Annotated in this window: 20 protein-coding genes; 10 read left to right on the top strand and 10 right to left on the bottom strand. The window is 67.3% G+C overall.

What is annotated here, in order from left to right:
- Positions 1 to 13: 13 nt before the first annotated feature.
- The 4 genes from ABIB42_RS02610 (at position 14) to ABIB42_RS02595 (ending at position 2,891) form a co-directional block, all read left to right on the top strand.
- Positions 14 to 505 carry a VOC family protein gene (locus tag ABIB42_RS02610; RefSeq protein ID WP_005667264.1) on the top strand — a complete coding sequence of 164 codons (492 nt, stop codon included), beginning with the start codon at positions 14 to 16 and terminating at the stop codon, positions 503 to 505.
- Between the two features lie 87 nt (positions 506 to 592).
- Positions 593 to 1,111 carry an SET domain-containing protein gene (locus tag ABIB42_RS02605; protein WP_005667266.1) on the top strand — a complete coding sequence of 173 codons (519 nt, stop codon included), beginning with the start codon at positions 593 to 595 and terminating at the stop codon, positions 1,109 to 1,111.
- 48 nt (positions 1,112 to 1,159) lie between these two features.
- Positions 1,160 to 2,356, top strand: a complete 1,197-nt coding sequence (gene pncB, locus ABIB42_RS02600) for a nicotinate phosphoribosyltransferase (RefSeq protein WP_429247848.1) — start codon at positions 1,160 to 1,162, stop codon at positions 2,354 to 2,356.
- Positions 2,357 to 2,468: 112 nt separating this feature from the next.
- A complete protein-coding gene (locus ABIB42_RS02595) occupies positions 2,469 to 2,891 on the top strand; it encodes a DUF4019 domain-containing protein (RefSeq protein WP_005667268.1) in 423 nt (140 codons plus the stop codon).
- Here the strand turns inward: ABIB42_RS02595 and ABIB42_RS02590 are convergent.
- The 6 genes from ABIB42_RS02590 to ABIB42_RS02565 all read right to left on the bottom strand — a co-directional run bounded on the left by ABIB42_RS02590 (position 2,872) and on the right by ABIB42_RS02565 (position 12,477).
- A complete protein-coding gene (locus ABIB42_RS02590) occupies positions 2,872 to 3,927 on the bottom strand; it encodes an L-dopachrome tautomerase-related protein (protein ID WP_429247847.1) in 1,056 nt (351 codons plus the stop codon). The genes ABIB42_RS02595 and ABIB42_RS02590 overlap by 20 nt on opposite strands.
- A gap of 21 nt (positions 3,928 to 3,948) precedes the next feature.
- Positions 3,949 to 5,139, bottom strand: coding sequence for a DNA topoisomerase IB (locus tag ABIB42_RS02585; RefSeq protein WP_429247846.1), 1,191 nt, complete (start codon positions 5,137 to 5,139; stop codon positions 3,949 to 3,951).
- A 126-nt stretch (positions 5,140 to 5,265) separates the two neighbouring features.
- Positions 5,266 to 6,912 (bottom strand): Na+/H+ antiporter, encoded by a 1,647-nt coding sequence (locus ABIB42_RS02580; protein WP_219864407.1) that lies wholly within the window; start codon positions 6,910 to 6,912, stop codon positions 5,266 to 5,268.
- A 107-nt stretch (positions 6,913 to 7,019) separates the two neighbouring features.
- Entirely contained in the window at positions 7,020 to 8,888 is a 1,869-nt protein-coding gene (locus ABIB42_RS02575) for a putative bifunctional diguanylate cyclase/phosphodiesterase (RefSeq protein WP_429247845.1), read from the bottom strand.
- 179 nt (positions 8,889 to 9,067) lie between these two features.
- On the bottom strand, positions 9,068 to 11,317 hold the full coding sequence (locus ABIB42_RS02570; RefSeq protein ID WP_429247844.1) for a hybrid sensor histidine kinase/response regulator: 2,250 nt from the start codon (positions 11,315 to 11,317) through the stop codon (positions 9,068 to 9,070).
- Positions 11,314 to 12,477: a pyridoxal phosphate-dependent aminotransferase gene (locus ABIB42_RS02565; protein ID WP_429247843.1), complete on the bottom strand. Its 1,164-nt coding sequence runs from the start codon at positions 12,475 to 12,477 to the stop codon at positions 11,314 to 11,316. Before ABIB42_RS02565 ends, ABIB42_RS02570 begins: the two co-directional genes overlap by 4 nt.
- Before the next feature lie 187 nt (positions 12,478 to 12,664).
- On the opposite strand from ABIB42_RS02565, the gene ABIB42_RS02560 reads away from it, so the two are divergent.
- From ABIB42_RS02560 to ABIB42_RS02540, 5 genes are all read left to right on the top strand, one after another.
- Positions 12,665 to 15,046, top strand: a complete 2,382-nt coding sequence (locus ABIB42_RS02560; RefSeq protein ID WP_429247842.1) for a bifunctional salicylyl-CoA 5-hydroxylase/oxidoreductase — start codon at positions 12,665 to 12,667, stop codon at positions 15,044 to 15,046.
- A 24-nt stretch (positions 15,047 to 15,070) separates the two neighbouring features.
- On the top strand, positions 15,071 to 15,925 hold the full coding sequence (locus ABIB42_RS02555; protein WP_005667276.1) for an enoyl-CoA hydratase family protein: 855 nt from the start codon (positions 15,071 to 15,073) through the stop codon (positions 15,923 to 15,925).
- The gene (locus ABIB42_RS02550) at positions 15,925 to 17,067 is read left to right on the top strand and encodes an acyl-CoA dehydrogenase family protein (protein ID WP_005667277.1); all 1,143 of its coding nucleotides are present in this window, start codon (positions 15,925 to 15,927) and stop codon (positions 17,065 to 17,067) included. The genes ABIB42_RS02555 and ABIB42_RS02550 overlap by 1 nt, the downstream gene beginning before the upstream one ends.
- Before the next feature lie 19 nt (positions 17,068 to 17,086).
- Positions 17,087 to 17,479, top strand: a complete 393-nt coding sequence (locus tag ABIB42_RS02545) for a RidA family protein (protein WP_429247841.1) — start codon at positions 17,087 to 17,089, stop codon at positions 17,477 to 17,479.
- Between the two features lie 217 nt (positions 17,480 to 17,696).
- Positions 17,697 to 18,563, top strand: coding sequence for a hypothetical protein (locus tag ABIB42_RS02540; protein ID WP_005667279.1), 867 nt, complete (start codon positions 17,697 to 17,699; stop codon positions 18,561 to 18,563).
- Positions 18,564 to 18,947: 384 nt separating this feature from the next.
- Here the strand turns inward: ABIB42_RS02540 and ABIB42_RS02535 are convergent, their stop codons facing one another.
- Positions 18,948 to 19,097 (bottom strand): hypothetical protein, encoded by a 150-nt coding sequence (locus ABIB42_RS02535; protein WP_157225571.1) that lies wholly within the window; start codon positions 19,095 to 19,097, stop codon positions 18,948 to 18,950.
- 117 nt (positions 19,098 to 19,214) lie between these two features.
- Positions 19,215 to 20,021: an APH(3')-I family aminoglycoside O-phosphotransferase gene (locus tag ABIB42_RS02530; protein WP_005667286.1), complete on the bottom strand. Its 807-nt coding sequence runs from the start codon at positions 20,019 to 20,021 to the stop codon at positions 19,215 to 19,217.
- Positions 20,022 to 20,114: 93 nt separating this feature from the next.
- Between ABIB42_RS02530 and ABIB42_RS02525 the strand changes: the two genes are divergently transcribed.
- Positions 20,115 to 20,453 (top strand): hypothetical protein, encoded by a 339-nt coding sequence (locus tag ABIB42_RS02525; protein WP_005667288.1) that lies wholly within the window; start codon positions 20,115 to 20,117, stop codon positions 20,451 to 20,453.
- 76 nt (positions 20,454 to 20,529) lie between these two features.
- Here ABIB42_RS02525 and ABIB42_RS02520 read toward each other — a convergent pair whose 3' ends face one another.
- On the bottom strand, positions 20,530 to 22,773 hold the full coding sequence (locus ABIB42_RS02520; protein WP_429247840.1) for a molybdopterin cofactor-binding domain-containing protein: 2,244 nt from the start codon (positions 22,771 to 22,773) through the stop codon (positions 20,530 to 20,532).
- Positions 22,770 to 23,249, bottom strand: a complete 480-nt coding sequence (locus ABIB42_RS02515; protein ID WP_005667291.1) for a (2Fe-2S)-binding protein — start codon at positions 23,247 to 23,249, stop codon at positions 22,770 to 22,772. Before ABIB42_RS02515 ends, ABIB42_RS02520 begins: the two co-directional genes overlap by 4 nt.
- Between the last annotated feature and the right edge of the window lie 48 nt (positions 23,250 to 23,297).

Genomic DNA, 23,297 nt, shown 5'->3' with positions numbered 1-23,297 from the left:
ACAGGAGAACGACATGCAACTGCACGCGCCGATCCAGCCCTGCCTGTGGTTCGACACCCAGGCCGAGGAAGCGGTCAAGCACTATATCTCGATCTTCCCCGACTCGCGCATCACGCACGTGTCGCACTACAGCGCGGCCGGCCAGGACGTGCACCGCATGACGCCGGGCAGCGTGATGGCGGTGCAGTTCGAGGTCGACGGCCAGCCCTGCATCGCCATGAACGGCGGGCCGCTGTTCCACTTCACTGAAGCGGTCTCGTTCATGGTGATGTGCGACAGCCAGGAGCAGATCGACTATTACTGGGAACGCCTGGGAGAGGGCGGAGACGAGGCGGCGCGCCAGTGCGGCTGGCTGAAGGACAGGTTCGGGCTGTCGTGGCAGGTGACGCCGACCGAGATCATGTCCTGGATGGCCGGTCCGCAAGCCGACGCCGTCATGACGGCGCTGCTGCCGATGAAGAAGATCGACGTCGCCGCCTTGCGCGCGGCGGCCGGACTTTCCTGATGAAGCGTGCGGGCAATGCGCGGCGATTGCCGCCATAATGGATGCATTCCTTCAATCGTCCGCTTCAATCTTCCATTCGGCAACCAGATGACCAACAAGAAAAGCGCCGCCAAGGGCGGCAGCAAACCCGCCGACACCGACCCGATGGTCGAGGTGCGCCAGTCGCCCGTCCACGGCAACGGCGTCTTCGCACTGCGCCCGATCGCCGCCGGCGACCGCATCATCGAGTACAAGGGCCAGCGCATCAGCTGGGACAAGGCGACCCGGCGCGCCGAGAAGGCGGGCGGGCCGATCAACCATACCTTCTATTTCAGCCTGGCCGATGGCCGCGTGATCGACGGTGGCCGCGACGGCAACGACGCGCGCTGGATCAACCACGCCTGCACGCCCAACTGCGAAGCCTTCGAGGACGACGGCAAGGTCTATATCCACGCCATGCAGGACATCGAAGCCGGCGAAGAGCTGAACTACAATTACGCGCTGATCTACGACGAGCGCCATACGCCCAAGCTCAAGAAGCTGTTCGCCTGCCGCTGCGGCACCCCGGGTTGCACGGGCACGATGCTGGCCCCAAAGCGGGCCGCAAAGCGCCGCGCCGAGAAGTAGGCGACAATACAGCCTGCCGCGCCCGTTGCGCACATGCCTGGAGCCTTGATGAAACCCGTAGTCCGCAGCCTGCTGGAGACCGACCTTTACAAGTTCACGATGTGGCAGGCCCTGCTGCACAGCCACCCCGGCGCCACCGGGGAATACGAATTCCGCTGCCGTAACGAGCCGGCCTATCCGCTGGCCGAACTGAAGGACGACGTCGAGCGCGAGCTCGACTACCTGTGCGGCATGATGTTCACCGAGGGCGAGGTGGCCTACCTGCGCGGCCTGCGCTTCATCAAGAGCGACTTCGCCGACTTCCTCACGCTGTTCCGCTTCCAGCGCAAGTTCATCCGGGTCGACACCGACGGCCCGCACCTGACGATCCGCGCCAGCGGCCCGCTGGTGCACGTGATGGGCTTCGAGATCTTCGTGCTCTACATCGTCAACGAGCTGTACTTCCGCCGCTTCGACCAGCAGGAAGCATTGCTCGAAGCGCGGCGCCGCCTGCAGCAGAAGATCGACGAGCTGCGCGCCTTCGGCACCGAGGCGCCGCGCGCCAACCCGTTCGAGTTCTTTGATTTCGGCGTGCGCCGCCGCTATTCCGGCGAGTGGCACGACGAAGTGGTGACCACCATGGCGCGCGAGCTGCCCCAGTACTTCAAGGGCACCTCGAACGTCTACCTGGCGTACAAACTCAAGCTGACGCCGATCGGCACCATGGCCCACGAGTACCTGCAGGCCCACCAGTCCTTCGGCACCCGCCTGCGCGACTTCCAGAAGGCCGCGCTCGAGAACTGGGTGCAGGAATACCGCGGCGACCTGGGCACGGCCCTGACCGACGTGGTGGGCATGGACGCCTTTTTGGCGGACTTCGACCTGTATTTCGCCAAGCTGTTCGACGGCTTGCGCCAGGATTCGGGCGACCCGGTCGTGTGGGGCGAGAAGGCGCTGGCGCACTACGCCAAGCTGCGCATCGACGCGCGCACCAAGCGCCTGGTGTTTTCCGACGCCCTCACGGTGCCCAAGGCGCTCGAGCTGTACCGCCATTTCGCCGACCGCGTGATGACCGGCTTCGGCATCGGCACCAAGCTGACCAACGACACGCCGCACAAGCCGCTGAACATCGTCATGAAGCTGGTGCGCTGCAACGGCCAGCCGGTGGCCAAGCTGTCCGACACCAAGGGCAAGTCGCAGAGCACGGACGAGACCTTCATCGCCTATCTGCGCCAGGTGTTCAACAAGTACGATTCTGGCGACTGAGGGGGGGCTGAGGGGCGACTTAGGGGCAACTGAACCGCGAAATTGTGTGAGTATGTGCGGCGCCGGAACGCGCTATGCTGTCGGTTTTCGATCCTTCCAGACGGAGTCCGCCATGAAGCAGCTCGCACCGATCGCCCTCGCCATGATGTTCGCCATGCCCGTCGCCGCCGTGCATGCGCAGGAAACCGAGCACACCAAGGCCGGCGTGGCCGCCGCCGGGCAGTGGCTCGAGCTCGCCGATGCGGGCAAGGCCGCCGAAAGCTGGAACGCCGCCGGCACGGTATTTCGCAGCGCCGTCACCGCGGAGCAATGGAACGGCATGCTGGCGGGCGCCCGCGCGCCGCTGGGCGAACTGAAGTCGCGCACCCTGGCCAACGCGCGCCATACCCGCACGCTGCCCGGCGCACCGGAAGCCGACTATGTGGTGATCCAGTACGGCGCCGTGTACGCCAACCGTCCGGGCGTGACCGAAACCGTGGTCACCTCGCGCGAGGCGGACGGCGGCTGGAAGGTCATCACTTACCTGATTCAATAAGCTTCCACAATTCGGTCGGCAGCGCCGCCGGCGCCTCCGGCTTGAAGAAGGCCGAATCCTGGATGTGCGAGGTCGTCACGTAGACCGTGCCGTCCGGCCCCTGGCTGAAGGTGTCGGGCCAGCGCAGGCGTTCGTCCTGCACCACCACCCGTACCTCGGCCTGCGGTCCCCCGTCGAGGTCGCGCATCTTGATCGCATCGTCCTGCACCGAGGTCAGGAACATGCGCTTGCTGCCGCGGTCGAACAGCAGGCCGTCGTTGACGCCGTTGTGGCCATACTCCTCGACCGCATCGCCCACGTCCTCGCCCTGCAGGCCGCGTTCGATCAGCGCTTGCGTGGGGATGCGGTACAGGGTGTCGCCCTTGATCGCCTGCCAGTACAGCCAGGCGCCGTCGCCAGAGAGTTCGATGCCGTCGGCCGAGAACTCGACCCCGCGTCCGTCCGGCCGGCGCAGCACCTCGCCGTCGGCTTTCACGTTCAATCCCTTCTTCATCTGGGTCGACGGGTGGCCGTCGAGCAGGCGCACCGTCTTGTCCTGCCCGAGGTCGACCACCAGGATGGCGCCGACCACCCCCGAGTCGGTGATGTAGGCGTAGTTGCCGTCGTTCGAGAAACGCACGTCGTTCAGGTACGAGCCCTGCGGCGCGGCGTCTTCGTCGAAGGCGATCGTGCGCATGACCTTGTCGCTCGCCAGGTCCACCTGCACCAGCTTGGCGCCGCCGGACACCAGGTGCGCCTGGGCCGGCGCCGCCGGGTCGAGCACCCACAGGCTGCCGCGGCCGTCGGCCACCACGCTCTGCACGCACACCCAGTGGTCGTGCGGCGTCACCTCGTCCTTGCGCGCGTTGCGCCAGGCGTTCCATTCCTGGTCCGGGTAGGGGCGCAGCGAACCATCCGGTTTCAGCTCGGCCACCGAGACGGCGTTGTCCTCGGTCCAGCGCGGGAAGTTGACGAAGATGCGCTCGTCCTCGGACACCGAGACGCCGGTGACCTGGTGCTCGAAACGGGCGACGAGTTCGATCTTGTATGCGGTCATGCCAGTCCTTTCGTGATGCGCTCAAGCCGCCGCGCGGGCGGCCGGGCGCGATGGTTTGCGGGTCGCGGCCTTCGCCGGCGCAGGCTTCCTGCGTGACGCCGGGGGCTTCGGAAGGTTTTGCAACTGAGCCTGCTCGCGGCGCAGGCGCTGCTGCAGCATGGCCAGCACCGCCGCTTCTTCCGGCTGCAGGGCGTGCAGGTCTTCCTGCAGCTTTTCTTCGGTGCGTTCGCGCAGCACCTCGAGCGCGGCGCCGTCGAGATAGGCGTCCAGCACGGCAGGGTGCACGTAGCACTTGCGGCAGATCGACGGCGTATTGCCGAGCTTTTCGGCCACCGATTCGATCGCGCGCACGATGTTCTTCTTGGCCTGGGCCTCGGAATCGAATTTCTCGAACTCCTGCAGGGCCAGCGCCGCCAGCACGGTGCCCGACCAGGTGCGGAAATCCTTGGCCGTGTAGTCTTCGCCGCCGATGGCGCGCAGGTACTCGTTGACGTCGCTCGAATCGATGGCGTGGGTCTGGCCGTCCTCGTCCACGTACTGGAACAGTTCCTGGCCCGGCAGGTCGCGCGAGCGCGCGACGATGCGCGCCAGGCGCCGGTCGTGCACCTTGACCTTGTGATAGACCCCGCTCTTGCCGCGGAAGCTGAACTCGACGTCGCTGCCGTCGACCTTCGCGTGACGGTTGCGCAGCGTCGTCAGCCCGAACGACTTGTTGGTGCGCGCGTATTCCTCGTTACCGACACGCATCATGGTCGCTTCGAGCAGGTAGACGATGGTGGCCAGCACTTTTTCGCGCGGCAGGCCGGGCAGGCGCAGGGCGCGGTCGACCTCGGCGCGGATGGCCGGCAGCGCCTGGCCGAACTTGAGCATGCGCTCGTACTTGACCTCGTCGCGCGCCTCGCGCCATTTGGGATGGTAACGGTATTGCTTGCGGCCGCGGGCATCGCGCCCGGTGGCTTGCAGGTGGCCGTTGGCCTGGGGGCAGATCCAGACTTCGGTCCAGGCGGGCGGCACGACCAGGCGCTTGATGCGTGCCAGCGTCGCCTCGTCCGTCACCGGCTCGCCGCGGGCGTCGAGATAGCGAAAACCGTCCTTGACGGTTTCGCGCCGGATGCCGGGCCGGTCGTCATGGACGTAACGCAGGCCGGCCGCGCGCGCGGCGGCGGGTGGATCGCTGGGGACGGCATCGGCGTCGGTTTTTTCGCTGGGCATGGCAGGGTCGCTGGAAGGTGGATCTTCCAGCCGATCCTACCCTTGGCTTCCCCTGCGCACTGTACGCGAAGTAACGTAGGCGCAGTCCGAAGCACGTAGGCGCAATCTGACTCCGACTGCACCTGCTCAGCGGTAACGCGCCTCGACCAGGTCGATCTCGCGCAGCAACTTGCGCGCGATCTCGTCCGACAGCTGGTTGTGGCGCGCCATGCGCAGCAGCACCGCGCGTTCCTGCTCGAGCGCGGCCAGGCGGTAGTGGCGCTCGGCGCTCTCGGCGGCGCGTGCGCGGTCCGGGTCGACGCCCGCGCCCGTGCCGCCGTCGAGCCGGTACTGGTACAGGCTGCGCACCTGGTCGGCCGCGCTGGCGTGCATCTCGGCCGCGCCCTCGGCATCGCAGCCCGAGGTCGGCGGCGGCGGAGGGGCCGTGGCGATCGCTTCCAGCGCCGCCAGCGCGGCGGCGTGGCGCGCCTGGTCTTCCTCGCTTTCGTGGGCCGCTTCGGCCGGCAGTTCCAGGCCGCGCAGCACGCGCGGCAGGCCGACGCTGGCCAGCACCAGCGACACCACGATCACCGCGCTGGCCAGGAAGATCACCAGGTCGCGGCCCGGGAACGGCGTCCCGTTCGGCATCGCCAGCGGCAGGGTCAGCACGCCGGCCAGGGTGATCGCGCCGCGCACGCCGGCCAGCGAGGTGGCCAGGATCAGGCGCGGATTCGGACGGTAGACGGCCTGCTCCTGGCGCCGCGCGGCCAGCAAGGTCAGGCGCAGCGAGACCCAGACCCAGATGAAGCGCAGCAGGATCAGGCCGACGCTGATGGCCAGCGCATTGCCCAGCAGCCACCAGACATCATGGGCCGCCGGCAGTTCGGGCGCGACCAGGGCGGCGCTGACGATGGACGGCAACTGCTCGCCCAGCAGCACGAACATGATGCCGTTCAGCGCGAACTGGACGGTATCCCAGACCACGGCGCGGCGTACGCGGGTGGTGGCCAGCGCGCGGCCGCTCAGCTCGACGTAGCTCATCGTGACGCCGGCCGCCACCGCCGCCAGGATGCCCGAGGCTTGCAGGTGCTCGGCCGCCAGGTAGGCGCCGAAGGGCAGCAGCAGGTTGACCAGGATCGGGGAGCCGCTTTCCTCGCCGATGCGCGCCGCCAGCATGCGCTGGGCCCAGCTGACGGCGATCGTCAGGCCGACGCCGATCGCGATTCCCGCGAGCGCCACCCACAGGAAGGTGAGGGTGGCGTCGCCCAGCGAGAAGGTGCCGGTGAGCGCGGCCGCCACCGCGAACCGGAAGCACACCAGGCCGCTGGCGTCGTTGAGCAGCGACTCGCCCTCGAGGATGTGCATCAGGCGCGGCGGAATCGGCACGCGCGCCGCGATCGACGACACCGCGACCGGATCGGTGGGCGCCAGGATCGCGGCCAGCGCGAACGACACGGCCAGCGGCAGCGACGGGATCAGCCAGTGGATCAGGAAGCCGGCGCCGATCACGGTGAACAGCACCAGGCCGAGCGCCAGCTCGAGGATGGTCGAGCGGTCGCGGAACAGGCCCACCTTGGGAATGCGCCAGCCGTCGAGGAACAGCAGTGGCGGCAGGAACACGAGGAAAAAGATGTGCGGCTCGAGGCGCACGCCATGGCTGGTGGTGCTGGAGATGGCGGCGCCGAGCGCGATCTGGACCAGCGGCAGGGGGACGGCGAACGGCAGTATCCGCACCAGGTAGCCGCTCGCCACCACCGCCAGCAGCATTGCCAGTACGATTCCTACCTCATCCATCGATATCCCTCCCGTCCAAACATGGCATGACAAAATGAAATGATACGGGATCGCGGCGATTTACGTCGGAGGCGCTCGTGCAGCGCAGGCCAGCGAACCGTGCGAACTCAGGACGACCGGCGCAGATGCTCGAGCAGCGCTTCCAGCGGCATCGGCCGGTTGAACAGGAAGCCCTGCATGCTGGCATTGCCGTGGCGCGCGAGATACCCGGCCTGGACCTCGGTCTCGACGCCTTCGGCGACCACGCGCAGGCCCAGGTGGCCGGCCATCGACAGGATCGACTGCACGATCGCGGTGCCGTCCTTGTCGTGGGGCGTGTCGCGGATGAAGCTCTTGTCGATCTTGAGTTCGTACAAGGGCATGCGGGTCAGGTAGGCCAGGCTCGAGTAACCGGTGCCGAAATCGTCGACCGAGATCCGCACGCCCAGCGCCGCCAGCTCGTGCATGCGGCCGATGGTCTGGTCGAGGCGGTCGACCAGCAGGCCTTCGGTGACCTCGAACACCAGCTGGCCGGGCGGCACCCCGGTGTCCTTCAGGATGCTTTCCACCCGCGCCACGAAGTCGGGCTGGCGGAACTGCATCGGGCTGACGTTGACCGACAGCGGCAGCGGATGGCCGGCGCGCGCCAGCGCATGCCAGGCCAGGCAGGTTTCGCGCAGCGCCCACTCGCCCAGCGGCACGATCAGGCCGCTCGACTCGGCGACCGGGATGAACTGGTCGGGCGGCACGCTGCTGCCGTCCTTGCGGCGCCAGCGCATCAGGAGTTCGGCCCCGCTCGGGCGCCGCGCGCCGTCGACCTGCAGTTGCAGGTGCAGCGACAGCTCGCCGTGCTCCAGCGCCAGGCCCAGGTCGCGCTCGAGGGTGAGGCGGCGTTCGGCGTCGCGCAGCATGCCGGCCTCGAACAGGGCGACGCCGTTGCGGCCGCGCGCCTTGGCGTGGTACATGGCGGTATCTGCCTCGCGCAGCAGGTCGTGCACCGCGAGCGGCGCGCCCGCCGCCGCGGTCAGCGCAACGCCGATGCTGGTGGTGGCGTAGTAGCGCTGGCCCTCGATGATCATCTTTTCGCACAGCGCGCCGCGGATCTCTTCGGCCAGCGCGAGCGCGCGCGTGGTGGCGGCGCCGGCCTGCGCGCCCAGGTCGTCCAGCAGCACCACGAATTCGTCGCCGCCCAGGCGCGCCACGCAGGCCCGCGCTCCGGCCACCGCCGCCAGGCGTTCGGCGGCCTGGCGCAGCAGCTGGTCGCCGACGGCATGGCCGCGCGCATCGTTGACGCTCTTGAAATTGTCGAGGTCGACGTACAGGAGCGCGCCCAGGACGCCGTTGCGGCGCGCCCCCTCGGCCAGTTCGGCCAGGCGGTCCATCAGCAGGCGCCGGTTCGGCAGGCCGGTCAGCACGTCGTAGAAGGCCAGGCGGTTGACGGCGTCGGCGGCGGTGCGCGCTTCCTGCGCCGAGCGCGCCAGGCCCTTGAAGAGGGTGCCGGCGGCAAAGGTGACGAGGCCGCCGACGCAACTGAAGTTGATCGCCACCACCACCGAGGACAGCAGCGGATCGGTCTCCAGCCCCGGCACGTACAGCCGCGCATAACCGTTCACGCCGAACGCCACGATGCACACCGCGCCCAAGGCGAGCGTGAGGATGCCGGGCCGGTTGCCGAGCAGGATCACGGCCATGATCGGCGGCGCCATCAGGTAGTTCAGGCTCACCGGCCCCACCGCCAGCAGCAGCCCGATGGCGACCATGAACAGCACGGCCAGGAAGTTCAGCACGCGGAAAGTGTGGGGCAGGCGGTCGAGGCGCCAGATGGCGAAGATCCAGGCCAGGGCCACCGCATCCATCAGCGCGATCTGCCACAGGCCCTGGCGCAGCGCCAGGGCGATGCTCGGCAAGGCGGCGCTGGTGCCCAGCACCAGCACGATCGGCAGCAAGGTGGAGAAAACACGCACGCGCCATCGCGCGATATCGTCAGTGGGAAGCATCAGGCAGCATCCAGGTCAGCATGCCCACAGAATTTCTCCAGAGTGCATAAAATTGCTCCTAGGCAAATTTTATGTAGGCGGCATGGCGATTGTCACGCGATATTTACACGGATGTTGCTCTGAAACGACCAAAGGTGAAATGACAACAGGCCCGCGTCGACACGATGCGGACCTGCTCTTCAGCGCGCGGCCGCCGTGGCCAGCAGCTCGCCCAGCTGCAGCGTGTTGACCGGCTTGACCAGGTAATGGTCGAAGCCGGCCTGGCTGGCCGCCTCGCGGTCTTGCTGGCGTCCGTAGCCGGTGGCGGCGACCAGGGTCGCGCCGCTGGTCTGCGGCAGGCGGCGCAGGCGGCGCGCCAGTTCGTTGCCGTCCATGTCGGGCAGGCCGATGTCGAGGATGCAGACCTGCGGCGCGAACACCTTGGCGATCTCGAGCGCGTCGACGCCGCAATAGGCGATCTCGACCTCGTTCCCGGTGGCGCGCAGGAACAGGTTGAGCGTGTGCGCGGCGTCGAGGTTGTCGTCCACCACCAGGATGCGCAGCGCGTTCGGCGCGGCCGCATCGGGGCTCGGGCTGCCCGCGGACGGATGACCGAGCAAATGCGCCGGCAGGGGCGCGCTTTCCTGCCGGTGGCGCGGCAGGCGCACGGTGAAGGTGCTGCCGCGGCCCAGGCCGGGGCTGCGCGCGCTGACGCTGCCGCCATGCAGCTCGACCAGGCTCTTGGCCAGCGCCAGGCCCAGCCCCAGGCCGCCCTGCGAGCGGTCCGGGGTGCGCTCGGCCTGGGTGAACAGGTCGAACACGCGCTCGACCAGGGGCGCCTCCATGCCGATGCCGTCGTCGCTCACGCTCAGCTCCCAGTCGCCGCCGGCTTCCAGCAACTGGAGCTGGATGTGGCCGCCTTCGGGGGTGTACTTGGTGGCGTTGCCCAGCAGGTTGGCCACCACCTGCACCAGGCGCTTGTGGTCGCCCTTGACCTGGGCCGGGCCGCTCGGCAGGTCGAGCACCACCTTGTGGCGCCGCGCGCCGATCAGGGGGCGGATCTGCTCGGCGGCGTCGTCGATCACGTTGCGCAGGTCCAGCACCTGGGTCGACAGCGACACCAGGCCGCGCGTCACGCGCGACACGTCCAGCAGGTCGTCCACCAGGCTGGTCATGTGCTCGACCTGGCGCGCGATGATGGCGCAGGTCTGGGTGATCTGGGCGTTATCCGAGTGCAGCAGCTTGAGCAGGTGGGCGCCGGTGCTGATCGGCGCCAGCGGATTTCTCAGCTCGTGCGCCAGCATCGCCAGGAACTCGTCCTTGCGCTGGTCGGCGGCGCGCAGTTCGCGCTCGGCCTGGCCGCGCGCGGTTTCCTTCTTCTGCAGGTTCTCGGCCATCTCGTCGAGCGCCGCCGCCAGCCGCCCGATCTCCTCGTTGCCGTACTCGATCCGGGTGCGCGCGTCGAGTTCGCCGGCGGCGATGCGGCGCGCGACCGTGGTCAGGCCGCGCACCCGCTGCACGATCAGCTTTTCGCCGGCCAGCCAGGCCGCCAGCAGCGCCAGCAGGGTGGTGGCGCCAAGGCCGAGCAGGGACATGAACTGGGCGTCGCGGGCGACCTGGGTGATCAGGTCGGTCGGCATCCCGATGGTGATGGTGTAGTCGGTGAGGGTCGGCGAGCCGACGCGGGCGAAGGCGTGCAGGCGTTCGATCCCGTCCTCGCCGCGCACCACCAGCGCGCGCTCGTGCGGCCCGCGCATGGCGTCCAGCAGCTCGCCGGTGACGCGCTTGCCGAACCAGCGTTCCGGGTCGGGGCGGCGCGAGATCAGGTTGCCCGAAGCGTCGGCCGTCTCCAGGATCGAACCGGGCGGCATGCTGATGTCGTTGACGAAGGTGTCCAGGCCGGCCAGGTCCATGGCCGCGAACACCACCGCCACCACGTCGCCCGAGCGGTCGATGACGGGATAGGTGAGGTTGATCGTGTGCTTGCGGATCACGCGCCCGAACACGTAGTCGCTGGCGATGAAGCGGCGTTCGGCGATCGCGCGCTTGAAATGGCTGCGGTCGCCCAGGTTCACCGGGTGCAGCATCGGCACCGCGCTGCAGGTGACCTCGCCGTCCAGCTGGATCAGGCCGAAATTGACGTAGCCCTCGTTGCGGTCGAGGACATTGGCCAGCAGGGCATTGCAGCCGGCGGTGTCGCCCATCAGGTCGGGCACACTGACCAGGTCGACCAGGATCTGGCGCGCGCGGTCGATCGATTGCGCCTCGTTGGCGGCCGCCAGCGCGGTGAGGCGCTTGAGGTTTTCTTCCGAGGCGCGGATCGCCGCCTCGCGTTCGCGCAGGCCGCCCAACACGGTGACGACGGCGATCGGTGTGATCGCCAGCAGCACCAGCAGCATCAGGCGGCTGCGCAGGCTGTTCAGGCGAAAACGTCCCAGCAAATTGCTCATCGAGGCTCCGCCGACTGCGCCAGGTGCGTGCCGAACGCGATGATGCGGCGCACGCCTTCCAGCAGGGTGTCTTCGTCGTCCGAGATGTAGCCGATGCGGATGAAGCCGGGCGCGCCGAGCGCGTCGCCCGGCATCAGGGCGACCCCTTCCTCGTCCAGCAGGCGCTCGGCGAAGCCGACCGTGTCCATGGTGAGCCCGCGCACGTCGCCCCACAGATAGGGGCCGGAAGCCGGCGCATGCATGCTGATCCAGGGCGCGTCGGCGAACCGGCGCACCACCAGGTCGCGCCGCGCGCGGTAGTCGCGCAGCAGTTCGTGCGGGGCGCCGGTGGCGAAGGCGGCCACCGCCGCCACCTGCGACAGGTGCGGCGCGGCGGCCGTGATCGGCCCCTGCAGGGTCTGCATCGCATTCACCAGCGCGGCGGGGGCGAGCGCGAAACCGACCCGCCAGCCCATCATGGCATAGCTCTGCGAGGCCGAGAACAGGGTGACCACGCCCACGGCGCGCCAGTCGCACAGCGCCGCCAGCGTGACGTGCTCGCCGTCAAAGATCAGGTGTTCGTAGCTCTCGTCGACGATCACGTGCACGCCGCCGGCCGTCGCCCAGTCGCGCACCAGTTCCAGCTCGCGCCGGGTGTACACCTTGCCGGTCGGGTTGTGCGGGTTGTTCAGGACCAGCACCTTGACCTTGCCGAGGGCCGAAAGGCAGGCCTCGGTCAGCGTCTCCGGCAGGTCGGCCAGCACCACCTCGAGTCCCAGCAGTTCGGCGGTGGCGAGATAGGCCGGCCAGTGCGGACGGAACACGGCGATGCGGTCGCCCGGATCGGTCATCGCGTACAGCGCCTGGTAATACGCCTGTTTGCAGCCGTTGGTCACGATGATCTCGTCCGCCCGCGCCTCGATCCGGTTCTCGCCGGCGAGCTTGGCGCGTAGCGCCTCGCGCACCTTCAGCGCGCCGCCCACCTCGGTGTACGGCAGCGTGCGTTCGCGCTCGATGGCGCCGGAGACGGCGTCCAGCACGCTGGCCGGGGCCGGAAAGTGCGAAATCGCGATCGAGAAATCGATTACGCGCTCGCCCGCATTGCGCAGCGCTTCGGCGCGGCCATGCATGGCGGTGGTGGCAAGGGGGCGGGAGTGCGCGATTCGGTTTGAAATGTTCATCGTGTCTGGCGAATTATCCAAGTTGGGTGGCCGGCTGCGCATGGTCCGGAATCTCGGTTCTGCTCTTTCTGGATTGTACTAAAAATTGGCATTTTTCAGAGGGCCATTCTTTCGTGCGCAACAAGTGGTTGACACCTCAAGCATTGGGGCAGGTAAACTAGGCGCCATACCAGCACCCGGAGGGATCATGAACATCGTTTGCGTCGGCGGCGGCCCGGCCGGCCTCTACTTCGGCCTGCTCATGAAACTGCGCCACCCGACGCATGCGGTGACTGTCGTCGAGCGCAACCGGCCCGGCGATACCTTCGGTTGGGGCGTGGTGTTCTCGGACCAGACCCTCGGCCACCTGGCTCGGGCCGACGAACCGAGCGCGCGCGCCATCCTGCAAGCGTTCAATCACTGGGACGCGATCGACGTCCACTTCAAGGGCGCCACCATCACCTCGCACGGCCACGGCTTTTGCGGCATCGGGCGCAAGCGCCTGCTCGACATCCTCGCGGCGCGCTGCCGCGCGCTGGGAGTGGAGCTGGTATTCGAGACCCGGGTCGACGACGTGGCCGAACTGGCGCGCCGCCACCGCGCCGACCTGGTGGTGGCCGCCGACGGCGTCAACAGCGCGATCCGCCAGCACTACCGCGACGCGTTCCAGCCCGAGGTCGAGGAGCGCCTGTGCCGCTTCGTGTGGCTGGGCACGCGCAAGCGCTTCGACGCCTTCACCTTCGCCTTCGAGGAGACCGAACACGGCTGGTTCCAGGCGCACGCCTACCAGTACGACGACGAGACCTCGACCTTCATCATCGAGACGCTCGACACGACCTGGCGCGCGTGCGGCCTGGCCGACATGGACCAGTCGGACGGGCTGGCCTTCTGCGAGCGCCTGTTCGCGCGCCACCTGGACGGCCAGCCGCTGATGGCGAACGCCGCCCACCTGCGCGGATCCGGCATGTGGATCCGCTTCCCGCGCCTGGCCTGCCGCAACTGGGTCCATATGCTCGAGGTCGACGGGCGGCAGGCGCCGCTGGTGCTGATGGGCGACGCCGCCCACACGGCCCATTTCTCGATCGGCTCCGGCACCAAGCTGGCGCTGGAGGATGCGATCGGCCTCGCCGATGCGCTTGATGAAGAGGTCGATGTGGCGGCGGCGCTGGCGCGCTACCAGGAGGCGCGCCTGGTCGAAGTGCTGAAACTGCAAAGCGCGGCGCGCAATTCGATGGAGTGGTTCGAGAACGTGGCGCGCTACACGGCCATGGAGGCCGAGCAGTTCGCCTATTCGCTGCTCACGCGCAGCCAGCGGCTGTCGCACGAAAACCTGCGCCTGCGCGACGCCGCCTATGTCCACGGCTTCGAGCGCCGCTTCGCCATCGCGGCGGCGCGCCAAGCCGGCGTGGCGCCGCCCGCGGTGGCGGCGCCGCCGATGTTCACGCCCTACAAGGTGCGCGATGTGCTGTTGAAGAACCGGGTGGTGGTGTCGCCGATGGCGCAATACTCCGCCGTGGATGGCGTGGTCGGCGACTTCCACCTCGCCCACCTCGGCGCCCGGGCGCTGGGCGGGGCGGCGCTGGTGATGGCCGAGATGACCTGCGTCTCGGCCGACGCCCGCATCACGCCCGGCTGCCCGGGCCTGTACACGCGGGAGCAGATGCTGGCCTGGAAACGCATCGTCGACTTCGTGCACACGGCCAGCGACGCGAAGATCGGCGTCCAGATCGGCCATGCGGGCGCCAAGGGCTCGACCCGGCCGATGTGGGATGGCATCGACCTGCCTTTGGCGAGCGGCAACTGGCCGCTGCTGTCGGCCTCCAGCCAGCAGTACATCGATGGGGTCTCGCAGATCGCGCGTGAAGCGACGCAGGGCGACCTGGAACGCATCAGGGACGACTTCGTGCGCGCCACCCGGGCTGCCTTCGACGCCGGCTTCGATTGGCTCGAGCTGCATTGCGCGCACGGCTACCTGCTGTCGAGTTTTATTTCTCCGCTGACCAACCGGCGCCAGGACGCCTACGGCGGCAGTCTCGAAAACCGCTGCCGCTACCCGCTCGCGGTGTTCGCGGCGGTGCGCGCGGCCTGGCCGGGCCACCTGCCGATCAGCGTGCGCATCTCGAGCCACGATTGGGTCGAGGGCGGCATCACGCCGCAGGACGCGGTGCAGATCGCGCGACTGTTCCGCGCCGCGGGCGCCGACATGATCGATTGTTCGTCGGGCCAGGTCAGCAAACTGGAGAAGCCCGTGTTCGGACGCATGTTCCAGGCTCCGTTCGCGGACCGGATCCGCAACGAGGCCGGCATCCCGACCATCGCCGTCGGCGGTATTCATGAGGCCGACCACGTGAACGGCATCATCGCCGCCGGCCGCGCCGACCTGTGCGCGGTGGCGCGCCCGCACCTGGCCAACCCGGCCTGGACGCTGATGGAAGCGGCGCGCATCGGCTACACTGGCGCTGCCTGGCCACGCCAGTACGGGGCCGGCAAACAGCAGCTGGAGCGCAACCTCGAGCGCGAACGCCAGCTGCAGGCGGCGTCCAGCGGCCTGTCGCCACAGCAGGTGGCCGCGCGCCTGCTCGAAGGCTGACTTTTCAAACATCAGGAGTCACACATGCATTATCTACCGGGGCAGTCGCACCGCCTGCCGGGCGGGCGCAGCAGCCTTGCGGGCCATGCGGCGCAGCACTTTGGCTTCGCGCTCGATGCCGGCGTCGCCACCATCACCCTGGACCGGCCCGAGCGCAAGAATCCGCTGACCTTCGATTCCTACGCCGAGCTGCGCGACCTGTTCCGCGCGCTGGCGTATGCCGACGACGTGAAGGCGGTCGTGATCACGGGCGCCGGCGAGAACTTCTGTTCCGGCGGCGACGTGCACGAGATTATCGGCCCGCTGACGAAGCTGGACATGCCCGGCCTGCTGGCCTTCACCCGCATGACGGGCGACCTGGTCAAGGCGATGCGCGCCTGTCCGCAGCCGGTGGTGGCGGCGGTCGACGGCGTGTGCGCCGGCGCCGGCGCGATCCTGGCGCTGGCTTCCGACCTCCGCTACGGCACGGCGCGCAGCCGCACCGCGTTTTTGTTCACCCGGGTCGGCCTGGCCGGCTGCGACATGGGCGCCTGCGCGCTGCTGCCGCGCGTGATCGGCCAGGGCCGGGCCGCCGAGCTGCTGTACACGGGCCGCTCGATGGATGGCGAGGAGGGCGAGCGCTGGGGCTTCTTCAACCGCCTGTGCGCGCCCGAACAGCTGCTCGGCGAGGCCAGCGCCTTGGCCGGCACGCTGGCGGGCGGCCCGACCTTCGCCCACGGCATGACCAAGAAGATGCTGCAGCAGGAGTGGAATATGGGCGTGGACGAGGCGATCGAAGCCGAGGCCCAGGCCCAGGCGATCTGCATGGCGACCAATGATTTTCATCGCGCCTACCACGCCTTCGTGGCCAAGGAACGGCCGCGCTTCGAGGGGGATTGATGGACTACCTGGACTGGCCGTTTTTTGAAGAGCGACACGGCGCGCTGGCGCGCGAACTCGACGCCTGGGCGGCGGATAACCTGATTGATGCGCATGGCGCTGACGTCGATGCGATCTGCCGCGCGCTGGTCGCGCGCCTGGGCCGCGACGGCTGGCTGCGCCATGCCGTCGGCAGCGGAAATGGGGCCATCGACACCCGCGCCATCTGCCTGATCCGCGAAACCCTGGCGCGCCATGCCGGCCTGGCCGACTTTGCGTTTGCGATGCAGGGCCTGGGCAGCGGGGCGATTTCGCTGTTCGGCACCGGCGAACAAAAGCAGCGCTGGCTGCCGCGCGTGGCGGGCGGCGCGGCGATCGCCGCCTTTGCCTTGTCGGAGCCGGAAGCCGGTTCCGACGTCGCCGCCATGCGCTGCGCTGCGCGGCGCGATGGCAGTGAATGGGTGCTCGATGGCGAGAAGACCTGGATCTCGAATGGCGGCATCGCCGATTTCTACGTCGTTTTCGCCCGCAGCGGGGAAGCCGGGCGCGGCGCGAAAGGAATCTCGGCCTTCATCGTCGACGCCGCCACCCCTGGACTGGAGATCGCCGAGCGCATCGACGTGATCGCGCCGCATCCGCTGGCGCGCCTGCGCTTCACCGGATGCCGGGTGCCGGCCGCCTGCCTGGTGGGGGAAGAAGGCCAGGGCTTCAAGGTGGCGATGGCGACCCTGGATGTGTTCCGCACCTCGGTCGCCGCCGCCGCGCTGGGCTTCGCGCGGCGGGCGCTGGAACAGGCACTGGCGCGCGCCCAGGCGCGGCCGATGTTCGGCAAGACCCTGGCCGACTTCCAGCTCACCCAGGCCAGGCTGGCCCAGATGGCGCTGGAGATCGACGCCGCCGCGCTGCTGACCTACCGCGCCGCCTGGCTGCGCGACAGTGGCAAGCGGGTGACGAAGGAAGCGGCAATGGCCAAGCTGGCTGCCACCGAATCGGCGCAGCGCGTCATCGACGGCGCGGTGCAGCTGTTCGGCGGCCAGGGCGTGCAGAGCGGGCAGGTGGTGGAGAGCCTGTACCGTGAAATCCGCGCGCTGCGCATCTACGAGGGAGCAAGCGAAGTGCAGCTCCTGATCATCGCGCGCGAGCTGCTCGCGCCGAAGGTTTAACCCAGGGTCTGGAGCAGGGATGGACATTCTTCAACCGCCGGGCTGGCCGCGCCCCAAGGGCTATTCCAATGGCGTGGCCTGCCGCGGACGCCAGATCTTTGTCAGCGGCATGATCGGCTGGGATGCCGAAGGGCGCTTTCACACCGACGACTTCGTCGGCCAGGCGCGCCAGGCGCTGGAAAACATCGTCGCCGTGCTGCGCGAAGCGGGCGCGGGGCCCGAACACATCGTGCGCATGACCTGGTATGTGGTCGACAAGCGCGAATATCTCGACGCCGGGCGCGAACTGGGCGCCGCTTACCGCGAGGTGCTGGGGCGGCACTATCCGGCCATGAGCGCGGTGCAGGTGGCGGGGTTGATGGAAGACCGGGCGCGGGTGGAGATCGAGGTGACTGCGGTAATACCTGATTAGGATAAGGCATTGCACAGACATTCAATTTCAAGTAATTAATGCTGCGCGTGTCAGACATTTTAGAGAGGTGCCTAGCCTTTAGTAGCTGCTAATTTAATGGGCGCGCTGATTCCCGGTGCGGGATATTTTTGAATGTTAGGCGACGAAGCTGTCGGGCACTTATGCAGCTATACCGTTGTAGAATAGTTTCCCGCAGAATTTATAGGATCCTTGAAAAATGCATTCGATACCTCTTCCTAGTCACCGCTGGATTTACGAAGCCTGGAGTCGCAAAACATCAGTACTTGGAGGAATTCTGGCAGTCGTATCGCTTTCCCTCGCGCATTACGCTGGCTTTTTGATGCAAGTTCCCCTGCAGATTGTGGCGGTTGCTGGTATGCCGCTGGCCCAAGGCGTAACTGCAACCTTTCTCTTTTATGTATTTTTTTGCGCAGTTGTTGCGCGAGTGTTTACGTCAATTCTTCAGCTTATCGGTCTCCCATTCCTCGCAATCAGCGATCGACTTGATCCCGGGTTGCGTCGAAAAATGGACTGGAAGCATCAGCGCCGCTTCGTTCGAACGCATAGCCAGACTATAAAGTGGGAGGGATTCGCTTGGATTATATTCCAAGCAGTTATGTTCCTATTCATGATGTTGGCGACATATGTGAAATTCGCTGTCACATGGGCTTCTGGAATTGGGCTTATCATATCTGTATTGCTTATCGTTCTATCTGGTCTTGTCCGCGCTGGGTTCTTTCTTCAGCCAAGGCCCCGGATTTTTATTCGTAAGATGAGAATGCGGCCTGCGCGTTCTGCGCGCGCTGCAGCTGCTGCATTTGTGACCATCACTGCCGCCTTAATTGTTGTGGCGTTTTTCATGGGAAGCATGCGCGCGAGTTTATTGCGAGATCAGGCTGCGCATGCGGTCGTAACAAAAGAGTTCAGCGGTGACGCCACTGTGATTGCAAGCTCTGAAGGGGCGCTTTTGTTATTTCAGAAGAAGGATGATGAACGCCGTTATATCTATTCTTCACCTGAATTTACTGCGTCGATGGAGAGTAAGAACGTATTCACGCCAATCGGAGTCAGGAAGGAGCGCTAGCAAGGCCCAGCAGTCTCTCGGCAAGAATATATGAACTCTATTTGCAATTGCGATCAAGTGTTAACACTGGCTACTAAGCGGTAGCGTCCAGGGGTACCCGCCAATGTGGTCGACAAGCGCGAGTATCTCGACGCAGGGGCGCGAACTCGGCGATGTCGACCGCGAGGTGCAGACCCGCCACTATCCGGCCATGAGGCAGTCCAAGTGGCGAGGCTGATGGAGGATCGGGCACGGGTCGAGATCGAGGTGATCGCGGTCATTCCCGATTGATAAGCGAGAATCGATGCAAAGACGTAATCACTTGACCGTCTGGAGTACCGACGAGACTGACGACAGTCTGCCGCGCCGTGATCGTGGCTGCTCGAAATGATCGAGCACTGAGCATCAAGACTGGCGCAACGCGGATTTGTCCTGTTTGTCGAGCTTGTTCTGCTTGTAGAACAGGAAGGCCATCGTGGTCGTGGCGATTAATAACACCACGCTGGCCGCATCGACCGTCACATTGACGCGCACGTCTACTTTCACGTCTTTCATGGCTTTGTCCAGATGCATGATGAATGTTGGCGCTGAACGCATGGGAGTGTGTTGTCTCGAGCATAACATGGTGCGTTGCCAACCCGCGCTCGCCAGCCACCCCAGCGGAGACGGCGTTCAGAACAGCTCGTCCAGCATCAGGTGGAACTGCAGCTTGCGTCGATCAGGCGCGGCGATGCCGTACTGCCGCAGGAAGCGCTCCTGCAGCGATCCGCCGAACTCACCGAGGCAGTTCCAGGCGATGGCGAGATCCTGGTAGCGGTCCGCGATGCCGACCCGTCCGGCGTCGATGCAGCCCGCCACCTGGCCATCGACGATGAGGAGGTTGTCGAGCGAATAGTCGCCGTGCGTGACCACCGGATCGGGCGCGAGCGGCAGCAGGGCCTGCATCGCGTCCCAGACTTGCCGCGCGGTCCAGCCAGCGCGTTCCTCGTCGAAATCGTCCTCGTCCACCAGGCCCGCCTCGATGCGCGAGCGCGCCAGGCCCAGGCGGTAGTCGTGGTCACTATTGAACGGGCAGGCGGATGTCGGGATCGCGTGCAGGCGCTGCAGGAACCTGGCCAGGGCATCCACAACTATGTCATGCTGGGCGGGATCGGCTTGCAGCAGCTGGTAAGCGGTCCTGCCCGGCACGGCAGTCATCAGCAGCCAGGCCTCGTCGGCGCTACGGTCGAAATGCACGACGGCGGGCACGGGCATGCGTCCCGCCAGCCAGCGCAGCCGCGTCATCTCATCGCCGATGGCATCGGCAACCGCATGCCTGCCATGCTTCAGGTACAGGTCAGGCGCCCCCGGCTTGCCGTGCAGCCGGTAGACGGCGCCGCCCGATTCGCCGACCCTGTCACGCGCCCAGGCATAGCCAGCCAGGGCGGCCGACATGCTCTCCGGAACGGTCACGACTCGACAGGCTTCCTCCCGGTTCATATCGCTCCTGGTCTGCACGTCGTCGTCTCGACCGAGCGCCACCGCCCCGGCCATTCTGGTAAGTTGGTTCAATAGTGAACCGAGGAGCAACACATGAGCAACCCCATCGTCCACGTTATCCAGGATTTCTCCATCGCCGAGCAGTTGCGGGCCGACCTGCTGGCCGCCGGCCTGTCCCAGGACAGCGTCGCCCTGTCGCCGATCGGCGACGAGGCGGGCCCGGGCCAATCCAACTTCACGGTCGGCGATTCGCCGTCGGCCAAGGGCGGCACCGACTACAACGACGTCTATCGCCCCGAAGGCGATATGCACGGCGCCTGCATCCTCAGGGTCCTGGCGCAGAATCCGCGCGAGGAAGAGCTGGCCCGGGCCATCGTCGAACGCCATCGCACGGCGAACCCGCACGCGCTGAGCGAGCAGCGCGTGCCGTGAACGTCATTGCTGCCACTGGCAGAAATGACTCCCCGCCCTCGCCGGGCGCCTTGGCGGGGACCAAAGTGTTACTTCCTCAACTCCAGCTCAGATCGGCCTTGCTGAGCGGGAGTTCACGCACCCGCTTGCCGGTGGCGGCGAAGATCGCATTGCACACCGCCGGCGCCAGCGGCGGCAGGGGCGGCTCGCCCAGGCCCGTCACCGGCTGGTCCGACTTCACGAAGTGCATCTCGATCTTTGCCGGCGCGTCGCCGATGCGCAGCAGCTGGTAATCGTGGAAGTTGCTCTGCACGATGCGGCCGTTCTCGAGGTTCAGCTCGGGGAACATCAGGGTCGACAGGCCGTCGATCACCGAGCCCTCGACCTGGTTCTCGGCGCCCGACAGGTTGATGATGGTTGGCCCCACGTCGGAGGCCGCCACCACGCGGTCGACCTTCACCTTGCCATCCTGCGAGACGGTGACCTCGGCCACTTGCGCCACGTAGCCGCGGTGGCTGAAGTGGAAGGCGATGCCTTGCCCCTGGCCACGCGCGAACTTCTTCTTGCCCCAGCCGGCCTTGTCGGCCGCGGTCTGCAGCACCGCGCGCATGCGCGCCACGTTGTAGGGCTGGCCGCGCTCGACGCTCGGCGCCATGATGTCCTTGTCGCCCAGCAGTTCGAGGCGGAAGGCCAGCGGATCGCGCCCGCCCGCATGCGCCAGCTCGTCGATGAAGCTGTGGAAGGCCCAGGCGAACACGCAGCTACCCGGCGCGCGCCACGGTCCCATCGGCACGCTGCATTCCAGCGCGGTCTGCTCCAGCTGGCAGTTGGCCAGCCAGCGGCCCGGGAACTCGTCGGGCGACAGGCTGCCGCCGCTGCCGGGGCGCAAAGCGCTCTTGCCATCCTGCTCCACCCGGTTGGCGAAGGTGACGAAGTGGTTGTGCCAGCCCACGACCTTGCCGGCCTTGTCGACGCCGCCGCGCAGGAAGTGGAAGCCGCCCGGACGGAAGTGGTCGTGCTGCAGGTCGTCCTCGCGGGTCCAGGTCAGCTTGACCGGCGCCTTGTCCTTCATGCGCTGGGCGATCGCGGTGGCTTCGACGATGAAGTCCGAGCTCAGGCGCCGGCCGAAGCCGCCGCCGCTGCGGATGATGTGCATCGTGATCTTTTCTTTGGGGATGCCGCAGGTGCCCGATACCAGCGCCTGGCCCGCGTTCGGATTCTGGGTCGGGGCCCACAGTTCGAGCGCGCCGTCGGGCTTGATCCAGGCGGTGCAGTTCTGCGGCTCCATGCTGGCATGCGAGATGAAGGGGTAGCTGTAGGCCGCTTCGACCGTCCTGGCCGCGCCCTTCAGGGCGGCGGCGACGTCGCCATCCTTGCGCAGGACGGTGGCGCCGGGCCGGCTGGCGGCCGCCTTGGCCTGGGCCGTGAAGTCGGCCCAGCTGTGCTTCGCGGCGCCGCCTTCGTCCCACGTCACTTCGAGCGCGCGGCGGGCGCGGATCGCGGCCCAGGTCGAGGTGGCGACGATCGCCACGCCGGGACGCAGGCCGTTCAGGTTGCTGGTGCCTTCGATGATGAAGGCGTCCTTGACGCCGGGCAGGGCGCGCACCGCGTCCAGGTTGGCGCGCAGCGGCTTGCCGCCGAAGACCGGGCACTTGACGTATTGGGCGTGCAGCATGCCCGGCAGCTGGACGTCGATGCCGAACAGCGGCTTGCCGCTGACGATGGCGGGGTTGTCGACGCCGCCAATGCGCTTGCCCAGCAGCTTGAAGGTGGCCGGATCCTTGACCGCCACGCTCGCCGCGTCCGGCAGCGGCAGCCTGGCCGCCGCTTCGACCAGGTCGCCGTAAGCCAGGCGCCGTTTGCTCGCCGCGTGCAGGACATGGCCGCCGTCGGTCGTGCATTCGCCGGCCGGCGCTTTCCAGGCCTGGGCCGCGGCCTGCACCAGCACGGCGCGCGCGGTGGCGCCCAGGCGGCGGAAGTTCTCGTAGTTGTTCGGGGTCGAGTTCGAGCCGCCCGCGCCCTGGCTGCCATAGGCTTCCAGGTTCAGGTCGCCCTGGATCACGCGCACGCTGTCCCAGGCGACGTCGAGTTCCTCGGCGATCACCATCGGCAGCGAGGTCTTGATGCCCTGGCCGATCTCGGGCTGCTTGGAGATCAGGATCACGCTGCCGTCGCGCGCGATGCGGATGAAGGCGTTCGGCACGAAGTCCGGGCTGGCGGCGCCGGCCTTCGTATCGCTCACGGCGGCCAGCACGCCTTGCGCCGACATGCCGATCAGGAAGGCGCCGCCGGCGGCGCCGGCGCGCAGGAAACCGCGGCGCGAGGTGGAGGCGAGCGTCATGCTTGTTTCCCTTCGGTCGATGCGATCTCGGCGGCGCGGTGGATGCCCTTGCGGATCCGCATATAGGTGGCGCAGCGGCACAGGTTGCCGGCCATGGCCTCGTCGATCTGGGCGTCGGTCGGCTTCGGATGCTGCTTGAGCAGGGCGCAGGCGCTCATGATCTGCCCCGACTGGCAGTAACCGCATTGCGGCACGTCGAGCTCTTGCCACGCCACCTGCAGCGGATGGCGGGCATTGGCGTCCAGGCCCTCGATGGTGGTGATCCTGGCGTCGCCGATGCTCGAGACCGGCAGCACGCAGGCGCGCGTCGCCACGCCGTCGAGGTGGACCGTGCAGGCGCCGCACTGGCCCAGGCCGCAGCCATACTTGGTGCCGACCAGGCCCAGGGTATCGCGCAGCGCCCACAGCAGCGGGGTATCGGCTTCGACGTCGACGGCCTGCGCCTTGCCGTTGACATTCAGGGTGTATGTACTCATGACGCTCCTTCAAGGCAGTCCGAACAGGCTGACAATCCTAGCTGAAAT

The sequence above is a fragment of the Massilia sp. UYP32 genome, assembly GCF_050434365.1.
Classification (GTDB): domain Bacteria; phylum Pseudomonadota; class Gammaproteobacteria; order Burkholderiales; family Burkholderiaceae_D; genus Telluria; species Telluria timonae.
Note: the sequence above shows the minus strand (reverse complement) of the source record. Positions and strands in the feature narration are given on the sequence as shown.